The 15075-nt window shown below is 32.7% G+C and carries 15 protein-coding genes; 2 read left to right on the top strand and 13 right to left on the bottom strand.

The features are described 5' to 3' along the window. Positions 1–71 precede the first annotated feature (71 nt). Together HQN85_RS01310 and HQN85_RS01305 are read left to right on the top strand one after the other, a co-directional pair. Positions 72–542, top strand: a complete 471-nt coding sequence (locus HQN85_RS01310) for a hypothetical protein (RefSeq protein ID WP_173268544.1) — start codon at positions 72–74, stop codon at positions 540–542. Next, a complete protein-coding gene (locus tag HQN85_RS01305) occupies positions 535–1323 on the top strand; it encodes a sensor histidine kinase (protein WP_173268543.1) in 789 nt (262 codons plus the stop codon). Before HQN85_RS01310 ends, HQN85_RS01305 begins: the two co-directional genes overlap by 8 nt. Here HQN85_RS01305 and HQN85_RS01300 read toward each other — a convergent pair. From HQN85_RS01300 to HQN85_RS01240, 13 genes are all read right to left on the bottom strand, one after another. Beyond that, on the bottom strand, positions 1320–1604 hold the full coding sequence (locus HQN85_RS01300; protein ID WP_173268542.1) for a DUF3817 domain-containing protein: 285 nt from the start codon (positions 1602–1604) through the stop codon (positions 1320–1322). The genes HQN85_RS01305 and HQN85_RS01300 overlap by 4 nt on opposite strands. Positions 1605–1690: 86 nt before the next feature. Beyond that, the gene (gene hscB / locus HQN85_RS01295; protein WP_173268541.1) at positions 1691–2215 is read right to left on the bottom strand and encodes a Fe-S protein assembly co-chaperone HscB; all 525 of its coding nucleotides are present in this window, start codon (positions 2213–2215) and stop codon (positions 1691–1693) included. Positions 2216–2311: 96 nt separating this feature from the next. Next, positions 2312–3703 (bottom strand): RIP metalloprotease RseP, encoded by a 1392-nt coding sequence (gene rseP, locus HQN85_RS01290; protein ID WP_173268540.1) that lies wholly within the window; start codon positions 3701–3703, stop codon positions 2312–2314. A 7-nt stretch (positions 3704–3710) separates the two neighbouring features. After that, positions 3711–4889, bottom strand: a complete 1179-nt coding sequence (locus tag HQN85_RS01285; protein ID WP_173268539.1) for a 1-deoxy-D-xylulose-5-phosphate reductoisomerase — start codon at positions 4887–4889, stop codon at positions 3711–3713. After that, positions 4886–6394, bottom strand: coding sequence for a GH3 auxin-responsive promoter family protein (locus HQN85_RS01280; protein ID WP_173268538.1), 1509 nt, complete (start codon positions 6392–6394; stop codon positions 4886–4888). Before HQN85_RS01280 ends, HQN85_RS01285 begins: the two co-directional genes overlap by 4 nt. Positions 6395–6436: 42 nt before the next feature. Next, a complete protein-coding gene (locus HQN85_RS01275; protein WP_173268537.1) occupies positions 6437–7315 on the bottom strand; it encodes a hypothetical protein in 879 nt (292 codons plus the stop codon). Then, entirely contained in the window at positions 7312–8280 is a 969-nt protein-coding gene (locus HQN85_RS01270; protein ID WP_173268536.1) for a glycosyltransferase, read from the bottom strand. The genes HQN85_RS01275 and HQN85_RS01270 overlap by 4 nt, the downstream gene beginning before the upstream one ends. Before the next feature lie 64 nt (positions 8281–8344). Then, the gene (locus tag HQN85_RS01265; RefSeq protein ID WP_173268535.1) at positions 8345–9295 is read right to left on the bottom strand and encodes a glycosyltransferase family 2 protein; all 951 of its coding nucleotides are present in this window, start codon (positions 9293–9295) and stop codon (positions 8345–8347) included. 173 nt (positions 9296–9468) lie between these two features. Beyond that, a complete protein-coding gene (locus HQN85_RS01260) occupies positions 9469–10041 on the bottom strand; it encodes a DUF4199 domain-containing protein (protein WP_173268534.1) in 573 nt (190 codons plus the stop codon). Between the two features lie 21 nt (positions 10042–10062). Continuing rightward, complete coding sequence (locus HQN85_RS01255) at positions 10063–10737, bottom strand: hypothetical protein (RefSeq protein ID WP_173268533.1); 675 nt, start codon at positions 10735–10737, stop codon at positions 10063–10065. After that, on the bottom strand, positions 10727–11992 hold the full coding sequence (locus tag HQN85_RS01250) for a dihydroorotase (protein WP_173268532.1): 1266 nt from the start codon (positions 11990–11992) through the stop codon (positions 10727–10729). Before HQN85_RS01250 ends, HQN85_RS01255 begins: the two co-directional genes overlap by 11 nt. Positions 11993–12046: 54 nt before the next feature. Further along, positions 12047–14083 (bottom strand): BatA domain-containing protein, encoded by a 2037-nt coding sequence (locus HQN85_RS01245; RefSeq protein WP_173268531.1) that lies wholly within the window; start codon positions 14081–14083, stop codon positions 12047–12049. 53 nt (positions 14084–14136) lie between these two features. Beyond that, the gene (locus HQN85_RS01240) at positions 14137–14970 is read right to left on the bottom strand and encodes a TlpA family protein disulfide reductase (RefSeq protein WP_173268530.1); all 834 of its coding nucleotides are present in this window, start codon (positions 14968–14970) and stop codon (positions 14137–14139) included. Between the last annotated feature and the right edge of the window lie 105 nt (positions 14971–15075).

Here is a 15075-nt window from a genome sequence, read left to right as displayed (position 1 = left end):
AACTTCTCTTTTATTTTTTAATAGCATCTGGCTTAATCAATTTAGCGGCAATGATTTTGATTGCCTATAGAATGAAGAATTTGCCTTTGTTGCATCTATATACAATTGTAGAAGCAGTTTTTATTTTAAGCTATTTCCGAACATTGTTTGTAGATCTTTTATTAAAAAAAGTACTTCTATATATCATTATACTTTTTCCTGTATTGTGCATTATAAATTTCAGTTTTATACAAAGCATTTTTACCTATAATACATATACCAGACCTCTAGAAGCTATTTTAATAACTTTTTTCTGCTTACTTTATCTGTATAAAAGTGGTTTTACAGATAACTGGATTGAAAAACCAAGTAGCTGGTTTAATATGGGTATTCTGGTTTATTTTCCTGTAGTTTGTATCATTTTTATCTTATCCAACTACTTTACTTTTGTTATTAAAAACAAAGAGATGAACCATTTAATTTGGAATATTCATGGTGCGATGTCTATGATAATGTATTTAGCTTGGGGAAAAGCTTTCAGCTTAATAAAAAAGGATGGATAACATCTATTTACTTATTTTTTATAGTGTTTTAGCCATTTTTATATTGGTTACTTTTTTCTTGCTGCTCTATATTAAAAACCAAAACATGGTATGGCAGCAACGAAAATTGTTTCAGGAAACAGAAATTGCTCAACAAAAGCAATTGCTAAGTGCAGTAATTGATTCTCAAGAAATAGAACGCAAACGAATTGGTGAGGATTTGCATGATGAAGTTGGAGGCACATTATCTGCCATTAAATTAATGTTAAATGCCGCAATGAGGCAATATAATTCAGCTGACCAAGAAGTTATTTTACCTGCTAAACAATTAATAGACAAAATGATTGTGGATGTAAGAAATATTGCCCATGATCTTTCGCCTCCTGGTTTAGCTATGTTTGGACTTTACACTTCGATTGAAGGTTTTGTCTCTCTGATTAATAAGACAGGTGAAATTGAAGTTATACTTTCTAACGAATTAAAATTGGAAGAAAAACTACTTTCAGAGAAGGCAGAATTGGCATTATTTAGAGTAATAACCCAGCTTATTGCTAACACATTAAAACATGCCGATGCTACTAAAATTGAGATTTACTTTAAACAGCAAGAAAACAATTTTGAAATTATCTATCAGGATAATGGAAAAGGCTTTGATGTTGAGATTTTAAACGAAAAGAAAGGTATTGGCATGCAAAACATTATTAGTCGAATACAAATGATTAACGGCATTTACATGCTTGAAACCAATATAAATGGTGGTTTTAAAATGGAGATTAGCTGCCCTCTCGACACTATTATCTAAGAATGTTTTCCTAGCTTTTTGTCTACAATAAATGGTGCAAATGGTAACAGTGAAGCTAAAAAAATTAAAACTGCTTTACCAAATTTCCATTTTGTTTCTTGCCAAGCTAAAACCAAGTATGCAGCATACAACACAAAAAGCAAACCATGCGCCCAGCCTGTATATTTAACTGCCAATGGCATATCAGCCCAGTATTTTAAGGGCATTGCAATAAACAACAATAGAAGATAAGAAATACCTTCTGCTACGGCTACTTTTCTGAATATATTTAATGAAGTCATGATTTTGGCTTTGAAACAAATGTACTTAATGACATTTATATAAAAATTGTTGATTTGCTTTTTTACACTTTGCAAACCTTATCAATTTAAGAGCCCATACGATTTAAACTCTCTTTAATGCGATGTAAATACTTATTGCGATAATAAATATCTTTAATCGCTTTTAATTTACTTTCTTGATTTTCTGTGTCAGCATCATAAGCTAACGTCAAAGCTTGCAATTCGGCTGCTAGCTCATTCTCTATTTGCTCAGTTTGACCTTTCAACTCTGCCAGTTTAACTGCATTAGAATCGAATTCTAACTCCATTAAAGCTTCATTCACTTCCATCATTTCTACTAAAAAGCTTTGCGGCAATGTATAGTTTTCTCCCTCAACTAATTCTCCTTTTAGCTCAAGAATATAATGTAAGCGCCTTTGAGGATCTTTTAATACTTGAAAAGCTTTGTTATTTAATGTAGAAAGTTCCAAGACTTCGTCTTGTTTTTCTTGACTTTGATTGATGTAAAAATCGGGGTGATATTTCTTACTCAATTCGTAAAACTTCTGCTTTACAATCTGCTGATCAGGGTTGAAACTAACTGGTAAATCGTAAAGTTCGAAATAATTCATTTTATTTTTAAGATTTTGTCATCCAGAACTTAGTGAAGAACCTCTTTAGTTTTCCTTTAGAGATTCTTCGAAGGCTCAGAATGACAAATGATAAAATTATTTGCCAAATATTTTAAGGATATCGTTACCAAAGGCGAACACCATTAAACTTAATAAAATTACGAAACCTACTACTTGAGCACGTTCCATAAATTTATCACCCAAGGGCTTTCCTTTAATCATTTCTACAATTAAGAATACAACGTGACCGCCATCTAAAGCAGGAATTGGCAATAAATTCATAAAGGCTAATGCCATAGAAATTAATCCTGTTAAACGCCAGAAGTTTGCCCAATCGAACTCACTGCCATAAACTTTAGCGATACCAATAGGACTGCTAATGTTACGAGCGCTAACTTTCCCTGTTATCATTTTCCAAATTCCCTTACCGTTATCAGCAAAAGTTGTCCATGCTTTAGATGTACCAACTGTTAAAGATTCAAAGAAATTATAATCGACATGGCTAATTGGCAATTTAGCTTTTGCTATAGCAATACCTATAGTACCATCTGTTGTTACTTTTGGAGTGAGATCTACTAAATTACCATTACGTAATACTTTAATGTCAATTGTTTTTCCTGCAGATTTTTGAACTTCTGTTGTAAAATCATTTAAATAATGAACAGGTTTTCCATTAACTGAAATTACGCTATCACCAACTTTCATTCCGGCATCATACGCTGGAGTATATACTTTTGTCGCTTCTTTTTTAGAAAACAAACGGCTAAGAAATCCTTTAGATTCTACTGTAGTTGTAGGTTTATCTACTTGGGATATTTTTTGAGCAACAATTCTTGGCTCTACAAATTCTTCAATTCCGTGTTTGCTAATGCTGTTTAAAACCGTTTCAGGAACTTTTAAATCAATAGCTTTACCATTACGAGAAATAGTTAATTTCGGGCCACTCAATAGAACTTTTGAACTAATCAATTCTTCAAAGCGAATTACTTTTTGACCGTTAATCGCTAAAATTTTATCTCCGTCTTTTAGACCAATTTCCTCTCCTATTATACCGGGGTGTATACCATTTGCTAATTTATCATTTGGAATATAGGTTTCACCATATTTAAATGTAAGCATCCAGAAAATGAAAATACCTACAATTATATTTACAATGATACCTCCCAACATCACAATCAAGCGTTGCCAAGCCGGTTTAGAACGAAATTCCCAAGGTTCTGGAGGTAATGCCATTTGCTCTACATCCATTGATTCGTCAATCATTCCCGAAATTTTCACATAGCCTCCTAAAGGCAACCACCCAATTCCATATTCAGTATCACCAACTTTAAAACTTATCAGTTTAAATCCCCAAGCATCAAAGAAAAGATAAAATTTTTCAACTTTTATTCCGAAGGCACGTGCCGCTAAAAAATGTCCTAATTCGTGTAAAATTACTAGTATCGATAATCCCAGCAAAAGCTGGCCCGCCATAATCAGTCCGTTCATATAGTATTTAGTATGTTTTTGATTTTAGATTTGTTAAACTTTGTTTTGTTACGAGTTGACTTGCAAATATACGTGTCTGCTTATCGGTTTCTAAATAATTATTAAGTGTTGGTTGTGCAATAAAATCTATTTTTTGCATGCATTCTTCTATCACAACGCTCATTTCAAGGAAGCCAATATGATCTTTCAAAAAAGCTTCTACTACAACTTCGTTTGCTGCATTAATTATGCAAGGCATATTACCACCTTTTTTCATAGCTACGAAGGCAAGGTCAAGGTTACGAAAACTTTTTGTATCTGCCTCAGAAAATGTAAGTTCTGGATAATTTAAAAAACTAAACCGTTCAAAATTGCTTTTTGCTCTTTGTGGATAAGCCAATGCATAATGAATGGGCAATTTCATATCGGGCAAACCCAATTGTGCTTTAATTGATCCATCTGTAAATTGAACCATCGAATGAACAATAGATTGCGGATGTACTACAACTTCAATTTGCTCTGAGGTTAAATCAAATAACCATTTTGCTTCTATTGCCTCTAATCCTTTATTCATTAATGATGCAGAATCAATAGTGATTTTTGCGCCCATCACCCAATTTGGATGTTTTAAAGCTTCTTTCTTAGTAACATTAGCTAAAAAATCTAAATCTTTACCTCTAAATGGTCCGCCAGATGCAGTTAAAAAGATTTTTTCTATAGGATTATTTTCTTCGCCAACCAAACATTGAAATATAGCAGAATGCTCTGAATCCACTGGAATAATCTTCACCTCATTTTTCTTAGCCAATTGCATTACTAATTCGCCAGCAACCACCAATGTTTCTTTATTGGCAAGGCCGATATCTTTTTTCGCTTCAATAGCAGCAATGGTTGGTTTTAAGCCTACTGCTCCCATAATTGCAGTAAGTACAAATTGAGTTTGTGGCAATTGAACCGCAGCAATTAATGCATCTTCACCACACAATACATTAACACTTGATAGTGCTTCCTTTACTTTTAAGTAATGATCTTCACATGTAATCACCACTAATTCTGGCTTAAATTCTAAGGCTTGCTGAATTAAAAGTTCTGCATTATTCTGAGCCGTTAACACATCAACTTTGTATAAATCAGGGTTTGCCCTAACTACTTCCAATGCTTGTGTTCCAATAGAACCTGTGCTACCTAATATGGATATATTTTTCAACCTTCTTTTCTAATATACTTTTCTAAAACCTCTGCCAATTTCCTATCGTTACTTAATCTTGGAACTTTGTTTTGTCCACCTAATTTCCCTTGTGCTCGCATATAATTCACAAAGGCATCTTTTTGTAGTGGCCGAATAATCAGTTTCTGCAAAATTTTCCCTTCAATCAGGTCAAAATAGTAAATATTTTTTTGTTGCAAAGCAAGATCGACTTTCTCACTAAATGCTTTAATATCTTTTGGAGCATTTGCAAATTCTACAAACCATTCATGGTAAGGCAATTCGCCCTCCGAAGGATTTACTTGAGGTGCGACTGTAAACTCTGTAATTTCTATTCCTTCTTCATTTGCTACTGTTAAAATCGCATGCTCTACTTCTTCGCCAATTACATGTTCTCCAAACGCAGATATAAAATGCTTAATACGACCAGTAACTAAAATTTTATACGGATTTTTAGAAACAAATTTGACAGTATCACCAATGCTATAACCCCATAAACCAGCATTTGTATTTAAAATTAGTGCGTAATTTTTATCTAATTCTATTTCAGCCAAGCTTAAACGAGTCGGGTTTTCGTTGTAATATTCGTCAGCTGGAATAAATTCATAAAAAATTCCTGCCTTAACCAAAAGCAACAAACTTTTATCATCTTGTTTATCTTGGTAAGCAATAAAACCTTCAGATGCGGGATAGGTTTCAATCGCATCGACTTTTCGATCAATACTTGCTTCAATTTTAGCTCGATAAGGCTCATAATTAACGCCACCGTACACAAATAGACTAAAATTCTTAAAAATATTCTTGATTTTTTTCCCCCCAGTTTTCTCACTCAATTTATCAAAGTACATTTGTACCCAAGGCGGAATACCAGAAATGAGCGTCATATCTTTGTGCAACGTTTCATGAACAATTGCATCCACTTTTTCTTCCCAATCTTCAATACAATTAGTAGCGTAAGATGGCAATCTATTCTTTTGTAAATATGCAGGAACTAAATGAGCCACAATACCTGATAAACGACCTACATTAATTCCATTCTTCTTAATCAAAATGGGGCTTCCTTGTAGGAAAATCATTTTACCGTTTACAAAATCGGCTTTGCCAGTTTCATGGATATAAGTTAATAATGCATTACGAGCAGCTTTAATATGCTCTGGCATCGATTCTTTAGAAATAGGAATATATTTTACACCAGAAGTAGTACCGGAGGTTTTTGCAAAATATTTTGGTTTACCCCTCCAAAGGATATCTTTTTCGCCCGCAACTACTCTATCTATATAAGTTCTTAAGCCTTCATAGTCTCGTACTGGAACATTTAACTTAAAATCTTCGTAATTTTTAATGGAATTGAAATGGTGATCCTTGCCAAAAACAGTAGGCATTGCCGATTTAATAAGCGAATGAAATACATCATTTTGTGCCTTCAAAGCGTTGCTTTTCCATTTGTTGATGCCTTTTACAACCCATGCAGCAAATGGCTTACTTAGTGCTGCTTTTAATCCCATATTTTTAAGTATAAATGAGAGAGTAAGTGAATGTAACGACCATTAAACAATATTGTGTATAATATCAGGGTGCTCATCGCCCCTGTATTCGTTCATTATTTTACGATAAGCTACAGTAAAAAAGGCCGTACTAAAGGGCACAATAACAAATGAACTAAATACAACAACAATTAAAGAGATATATTGATTGATATCGTAATCAAAAAAGTAATTAATTAAGCGAAAACCCATCACAATTACGATATAGAAAAAGCCAAAAACAATTGCTTGAACTAGTACTAGACCTAATAAAATAAATAAAAGCTTGATAAAATTACCTTTTGTGGTAGCTAAACTTAATTTAATAGATTCGAACGGAGGACAGTGTTTGTCGATAATAAAAAACGGAAAGAAAATGATTCGAATAAATGTGAAGAAAATGCTTAGCATAGCAATTGCAACTGCAACATTCACAATCACTTTTCCAGCATAGGTAAAATTATTAATCAGCCCTTGATTTACTGCAAATTTTAAAATCAAATCTAAAATATAAAGTACTGGCATCAATAAGATACCTACTAAAAAAATACTTAGTCCAAAATATACGGTTCCAATTAGAAATCTTATAATTTCTGTTCTTGTAGGCAGTGTATCAATAATTTTTATATCTGTTTCTTCTTGGTGATCAAGCAATCTGAAAATATATTTAATTAAACATAACTCTACTACGCAATAACTCATGATAAAGATAAGTAACATCAAAACTCTTATACCAATATTCAGTTCGCCCATAAAAAAGGCCATAAAAGTTGAGGTAAATGCGGTGATGAATATCAAAAAACAGAGTGTAGCAATGGAGAAATAGTTATCACGGGTAACTTTCCACGCTTGCATAATTACATCTTTTACTGCGAAAGTACTTTCCTTCAAATAATCTATCATGATTGTTTAACTATTATTCTTTTAAAAAAATCTTGTATAAAACCTAAGCCATACGCCGTTAGTTGTATAAACGATGCAACAACACTCAAAAGTGCAATTTTTATTGATTTGTTAACCTGCCATGCATGAAAAAATATCAACAGAAAATAAAGCACAAAAAAGAAGTTACAAATATAGGCCAATGGCGAATAAAACACATTGCATAACAGCATAAAAGCCGTACCTAAAGTAAATAAAGCAGGAAAAAAATGAACTGCTTTTAATTCTGATGGAAAATGTTTGTAAATATTAATACGAGCTCTGCCAAAGAAGTGCAATTGTTTATAAAATTGACTAAAACTTGTTCTTCTTTTATGAAAAACTTTCGCCGCAGGTATTAATCCAATTTTAAATCCATTTTCATGAATACGAATGCTATATTCAATATCTTCGCCTAGACGAGTTAAAATAAAACCACCAACTTTTTCATAAACTTCTCTAGAAACACCCATGTTAAAACTGCGTGGGTGAAATTGTCCAATATGTTTTTTATTACCGCGAATTCCACCTGTGGTAAATGGAGAGGTCATTGCGTAGCTAATTGCTTTTTGAACTGGTGTAAAAGTTTCATGAGCAGCATCTGGACCTCCATACGCATCTAACTGATGTTCGAATAGATAATTCTTTACAATTTCTAAATAATCTTCTGGAATTAAACAGTCTGAATCGAAAATGATAAAATAATCGCCTTTAGCTCGCTCAAATCCAAAATTACGAGCAAAACCTTGTCCGCCATTTGGTTTTACAAAATATTTAACATCCAGTTTATCTGTATAAGAAGCCACAATAGCTGCAGCATCATTTACAGAACCATCTTCAATAACCAACACTTCAAACTGTGTATAGGTTTGTGCAGTTAAAGTAGTTAAAAGCTCATCAATTTCTTGTGGGCGATTATAAAGTGGAATGATAATGGAGAAAAACATTTTGAATTTTATAAGTTGAAGGTTAAAGTTAGGGGTTTTGGACATACGCCTTAAACCTTACGCCTTAAATCTCTTTCTCAATTAAATATTGATTTCTTTCTGGCGCATTGCGTGATAAAAGCTCAGCAACAAATCCTGCTAAAAACATTTGAGAACCAACAATAATGGCTACTAAAGAAATATAAAATAAAGGTTGGTCAGTGATTTCTCTTTTATAAGGAATATGAGCTGCTATATGATATAATTTAACGCCAATCATCCACAAAGTCATAATTATTCCTAAAAAGAAACTTAATACACCTAACGAGCCAAAAAAGTGCATAGGACGTTTTCCAAATTTCCCTACAAAGAAGATAGAAAGTAAATCTAGAAATCCATTAATGAACCTACTCATACCAAACTTGGTAGTACCATATTTTCTGGCTCTATGCTCTACAACCTGCTCTCCTATTTTAGTAAAACCTGCCCATTTTGCAATTACTGGAATGTAACGGTGCATTTCGCCATATACTTCTATGGTTTTAACCACATCTTTTCGGTAAGCTTTTAAGCCACAATTGAAGTCATTAAGTTGAATACCGCTCATTTTACGTGTTGCGGCATTAAATAATTTTGTAGGGATAGTTTTAGTAATGGGATCGTAGCGTTTTCTTTTCCAACCTGAAACGATATCGTAATTCTCTTCTTTAATTCGACGATACAATTCTGGAATTTCATCTGGACTATCTTGTAAATCAGCATCCATTGTAATAATTACATCACCTTGTGAGGCTTCAAAAGCTACATTTAAGGCTGCAGATTTACCGTAATTTCTTCTGAATTTAATTGCTTTAATGGTGTTGTATGTATTTTTCAATTCTTCAATTACAGCCCATGAGGTATCTGTACTGCCATCGTCTACAAAAACTGCTTCATATGAAAAATTATTTTCGACCATCACTTTATCTATCCAAGCGATTAACTCTGGTAAAGATTCTTCCTCGTTATATAAAGGTACTACAACTGATATATCCATTTTTTAGCGTTATCGTCTTTGCGAAGGAATAATGAAACAATGTTATTTAAACAGATTGTCACATGCTTGGTTATTACCAACCTTCGTTCCAATGACGTATAATTAGAAACGTGCAAATTTCATCAAATTATATGACAAAACCTGCACGTTGATAAATTTAATATAAGGATTAATTATTCTTCTGTACTGCCTAAAAATACTGGACGATTTCTTTTAAAAATAGCAGCAAAAATTAATGCACCAATAAAGTAAACTACCGCAGCAATACCAAAACCAACTATAGCTTGGCTAAATGTTGGTGTAAACTGTTTATCTAAATTCTCTGAAGTTTTTTCTAATGCCTGAGACATATCTGCTTCAGCCATACCTATAGATTTAAGCGTTCCTTCTGTTTTAGCCATAACCAATTCTTTCATAGTAGTTGGGTAGGTTGGATCGATGTATTTTCCAAAAATGATGTTAAAAACATACATAATTGCCATTGATAATAAGAACATTGCGAAAATATTCCATAACGCTTCGCCAAATGACCAAAATCCACCTGCTTTTTTCCTCATATCAATACAAAAGAATACCGCCAAAGCAATACCCACTAACATTAATATACCAGAATAAGCATATGAGCTCATTAAACTTGGCATCATGTACCAGGTTACTAAAAAGATTACAATACTAATTGCGCCCCAAATAGCACCATTTTTTAGGGCTTCAGTTTTTAGGTTTACTCCAGTTTCTGTTGTTTCCATTTTATTTAGTTTAGTTTAGGTTTATCTATTTTTATTAAAATTAGTAATTAAAGTATATACTGCAATATCAAAACTCTTATTGTTACTAAATTTAAGTATTTCTTTTTGTGTGGCTTCGCTTGCATTTGGCTGCAAGAAGAAAGTCATGAAAGGCACAAAAAGCTCTTCCATTTCTTCACTTAATTCTAATAAATCAGCATTGCTACAAATATCTTCTACACTACTTTCAGCCAATTGCTGATTACTAATCAAATCCTCATAAATATGAAACTCATCTTGAAACTCATCTTCTTCAACTAATAAAAACTCTTTCAAAAAGTCTTCTAAACCTGGCTTAATTTCCTCATCATGACATTCATTAATATATAATAACAAATTCAACAATTCAGTTCCACGCTCAATGGTCTCTTCTTCAATGTTTTCCCATTCTTTAGATTCAAGATAATCTTCTTCCAATTTATTTACATCGCTAGTGAAGAAATTAATCATCAATAAATCGAAATAAACTTCCCTTAGTTCATCAAATTGTGAATACTCGTCAAAAACTTCATCAAACTCTGCAACTTTTTCTAGAAAATTCATGTCCTTACCAAAAACCTCAACTAAACGTTGCTCAATGGCAATTGAATCTATATTATTAGCTGCGGCAAATTGATCTAAAGATGCAATTAACGCTTGTTCTACACTACTGTTCATATGTTTGATATTGTTTGTTATTATAAATTAATTGCACTTTTCCTGTTAAGGTTTTACCTAATAAAGGAGAATTGCTTGATTTTGATGCATTATTAGCAGAATTGTATTCCCATTTTTGGGTTGGGTTATAAATTGTAAAGTTTGCCTCTGATCCAACTTTAATTGTTGGAACAGGTAAATTTAAGAGTTGACGTGGATTGATTGAGAGTTTCTCTACAATTGTTGTTTCATCTAAACCTGCCTGCAATAATAAAGGTAAAACTGTTTGCAAAGCGATTATACCGTAAGCTGCAATTTCAAATTCTACATCTTTAAACTCTATTTCATGCGGTCTATGCTGCGAAGAAATTGCATCAATTGTCCCATCTTTTAAACCAACTAATAATGCTTTTTGATCTGCTTTGATACGTAATGGTGGTTTTACTTTGTAATTGCTATCGAAATCGTTTAATAAATCTTCTGTGAAAACTAATTGATGTGCTGCTACATCGCAAGTAATTTTTACTCCATCTTTTTTGGCTTTTTTGATAATTGCAACCGAACCAGCTGTAGAAATATTGCTAATGTGAATTGGTGCATCGTGATAAGTAGCTAAAAATATATCTCTAGAAATCTGCATTTCTTCGGCCAATGCCGGAATACCTTTCATGCCTAACAACACATTATTTTTACTTTCGTTTATTTGCGCTTTGCCTGCAATAGATTTATTTTCAGGATACAGCATTAATAGACCATTAAAACCTAAACAATATTGCAATGCTCTACTCACAAAACCATCATCGCTTATTGCTTTGCTTCCCTCTGAAAAAGCAACTGCACCTGCATTTTTCATATCAAAAAGCTCAGCTAATTCTTTGCCTTCCAAATCGCGACTAATTGCTCCAATTGGATAAACATCTACCAAATTACCTTTTGCTTTATTTAAGATATATTCTACCTCTCCTTTTGATTGAACGACAGGTTTGGTACTAGGCAAAACTGCTAATCCAGTAAACCCTCCAGCTTTTCCAGCTGCAGTTCCAGTTTCAATATCTTCCTTGGTTTCTAAACCTGGATCGCCTATGGTACAGTTTAAATCGAAAAATCCAGGAGAAAGTATTGCTCCCTTTCCTTCAAACACAGTTTCTTCTTTAGTTTGTGTTAGATTTTTTGAAATGGCTGTGATTTTTCCTTGTTCAACGCGTACATCGCAGGTTTTTTGATTAAACTCGCTGTTAGGATCGGCAATGGTTATTCCCTTAACTAAGAGGTTCATGAATTTTTATATTTATTGATTAGCATATATTATTTTTTGGCATTTATGAGCTCACTAGCTCGGTTTTCGAATATGATAAAATCGAACCAATATTATTTCAATCGCTAAAAAAACTAATGTCAAAATTAGACAAAGTTTCCATAACTCCGTTCCATTATTTTTTGCACCAACAGCTGATGCAATACTATCAGATTTTGGATCTAAAAATGTGATTTGTTGTTTACCAAACAATTTTTGCAAATCCGCTTGTGAGGTATAGTGCATATTAGATTCTGCTCTGTTATCATTGAAAGCAACAATAGCTAAAGTCGAATCACCTTTTTTAACATCGTAAAAACCAGCTTTTTTAACTTGATCAGCAACATACAGTAAGGTTTTTCCATTTGTTTGTCGCAATTCTGGAATTACTTCAAAATTATCAGCTACTAATTTTAAAGATTGATTTGCGCCTAACTCTATTTTTTGAGTTTCCAATACATTATCTTTCATTGCAGTATAATAAATCGGTTGTTCTTTAGCGCTGGCAAAGGCGATTTTATACATTAGTGGTACAAATACAGGATGTTTTGCAAAGTTGCTGTCTTCATTTGCCAAATCGGTAGCCGATAAATAAATTTGACCATTGCCACTTGGATACCGAGCAAAAAACAACTTTCCAGCGGGCAATTGCAATAAATTTTCTATGTTACGAGTATTACTTTCTGAAAAGCTAAAATATCTATTTACTTGTGGTAAATCTATGTTTTGCGGCAAGGTTTCAAATACATCTTTAAATAACGGGTGCTTTAATTCTATACTACTTACTTTGCTTAGTGTAGTATTTAATTCGGCAACTGCCGGAAGATTTAAGGCCGTTAAAAAAGCGGTATAAACATTTTTCTCTGCATTCAAATTCGGAAAAATAACGACAGAACCGCCATTTGAAACATAAGATTTTAGTTCCTGCGCTAATCCGCTAGATGGAGAATTTAGTCCATTTAACACCACTAAGTTATAACCTTGTAAAGAAGAATAATTAATATTCGCCTCTGGCATTTCTGTTAGTTTGAAATACGAATCGGCTTCAAATAGTGTTTTAATATATTTTTCATCCGTTTTTCCGTATATACTTACTATTTTTTGTTCAGCATTTACTTTAAAGCTAAAATTAAGGTCATCGTCAAAAGTTAGAGGAAAATCCTTTAAACTAACTGTTCCCTTTTGCCATCCTAAGCTCAAACCACTAAAAGAAAGTGTATCTCTTTTTGTTTTGCCAGCCTCAACTGTTAAACTGCTGATTGCTTTTTGCTGTTTATTTATAGTTAGTTTTATTGGGATATTTTTAGCTTCTTCATCACCATAATTACGCAATTGAACTACTAGTTTTTCTGTAGCATTAACTTGGTGCATGGGCGATAACAACCAAACACTATCCACCGCAACATTTGGCAAGTTATTAGCATTTAGTTTACCTAAAGATATATGGATGTTTTCGTCCGTTTTTATCATTTCATCTCCCGAGAATCCTTTTTGGAAATCTGAAATCACATATAAAAATCGATTACTTATACCCGTAAAAACACTTTGTTGTCGGTTAAGTACTTGTGGTAATTTTCTACTAGCGGATGAAATTTTTACTTCGTCAATAGCTTGCAAAGCCTCATCTCCATTTAACAAACGTTGGTGTTTTCCTTCAAAATCATTCGTTAATAACTGAAATCTATCATTTATCTGAAAAGCTTTCACTACTTCCCTTGCTTTGCGTTTGGCTTCATCAAGCAAACTCCCCTCTTTATTCACAGCGTCCATACTGTAAGAATTATCAAGGTAAATACTTACACTATTCCCTTTACTCTGATCAATTTTAGTGGCAGACGGTAAAAATGGACGAGCAAAAGCAAGGACCAAAAACGCAATAGCTAATATGCGACAGCACAATATGAGTAGGTTCTTTAATTTTTCTCTTGAAGAATTTTGCTCCTTAATTTCTTTCAAAAAAGCAACATTACTGAAATAAACTTTTTTAAATTTCCGAAAATTGAATAAATGGATGATGACCGGAATAGCGACCGCAAAAAGTGCAAAAAGAAAGCCCGAATACAGGAAATTCATTAAAAATCAAAGATAAAAAAAATATGGAGTTTAGCGAATTGATAAATGAAAACTTACTTGGCTAATTCTTTTTCAATAGCTTCTTCCACACTTAAAACATCTGGAAGCATTCTTACCAATTCTCCTTTTTTATTAATGATGAAATGTGTTGGATATCCTACCACATGCAATTGATTTGCCATGTATTTAGCTTGATTTGAAACGGTTGCATACTCAAATTTGGTTGTTGAAAGGAATTGCTGCAGTTCTTTTTTATTATCTGTAGCTAAACTAATAAACAATATATCTTTTCTATCTCGATATTTCTTTACAATTTCATTCAAAGCAGGCATTTCCTGTCTACATGGCAAACAGCTAATAAACCAGCATTTAAAGAGAACTATTTTTCCTTTTATATTTTCTGAAGTATAATGAATTCCATTAACATCTTTGAAATCAAACGCTGGAACTGGTTTTCCTTCTAATTTACAAAATGCTAATTGCTCCTTTGAAAATTGTTGCATATACGCTGAAATATTTTTATCTGCCTTTTTCGGTAGCACAGCCAATTGATAACTCAACGTATCACCATTAGCATAAAGTGCCAATGGAAAATAAAGTCCAGTTGTTAGCTTTTCGAGTAAAACTGTTCTAGTAATTGGTTTTCCGTTAATATCAACTGCCTTAAAATCTTTATAAAGCTGTATATTTTCACTGTAATACTTCCAGAACTTACTGAAAGGTTCTATAATAGAATCTGCTAAAAAGATTGGTTTTCCAATTAAATTTGTACTTTTTTGTGTAGCAACAGAATCCGTATTAAATATTTTTTCTTCTTGTTTGATTGGTTGTTTACAAGATGCGAAAAGTAATATGCCATAAATAAAAACTACACCTATATTTTTCATCTTTTTTAATTTTATACAATATAAATATTATTAACTATATTCTTAGTGGAAAAGAAATTTTCCTGACTAATGACTCAACAATCAGCTACTCCTTCTGGGAATAAA

The organism is Pedobacter boryungensis (assembly GCF_013204825.1).
In the GTDB taxonomy this organism is placed as follows: Bacteria; Bacteroidota; Bacteroidia; order Sphingobacteriales; family Sphingobacteriaceae; genus Pedobacter; species Pedobacter boryungensis.
The sequence above is the reverse complement of the archived record's forward strand: the minus strand, read 5'-3'. Positions and strand labels throughout refer to the sequence as shown.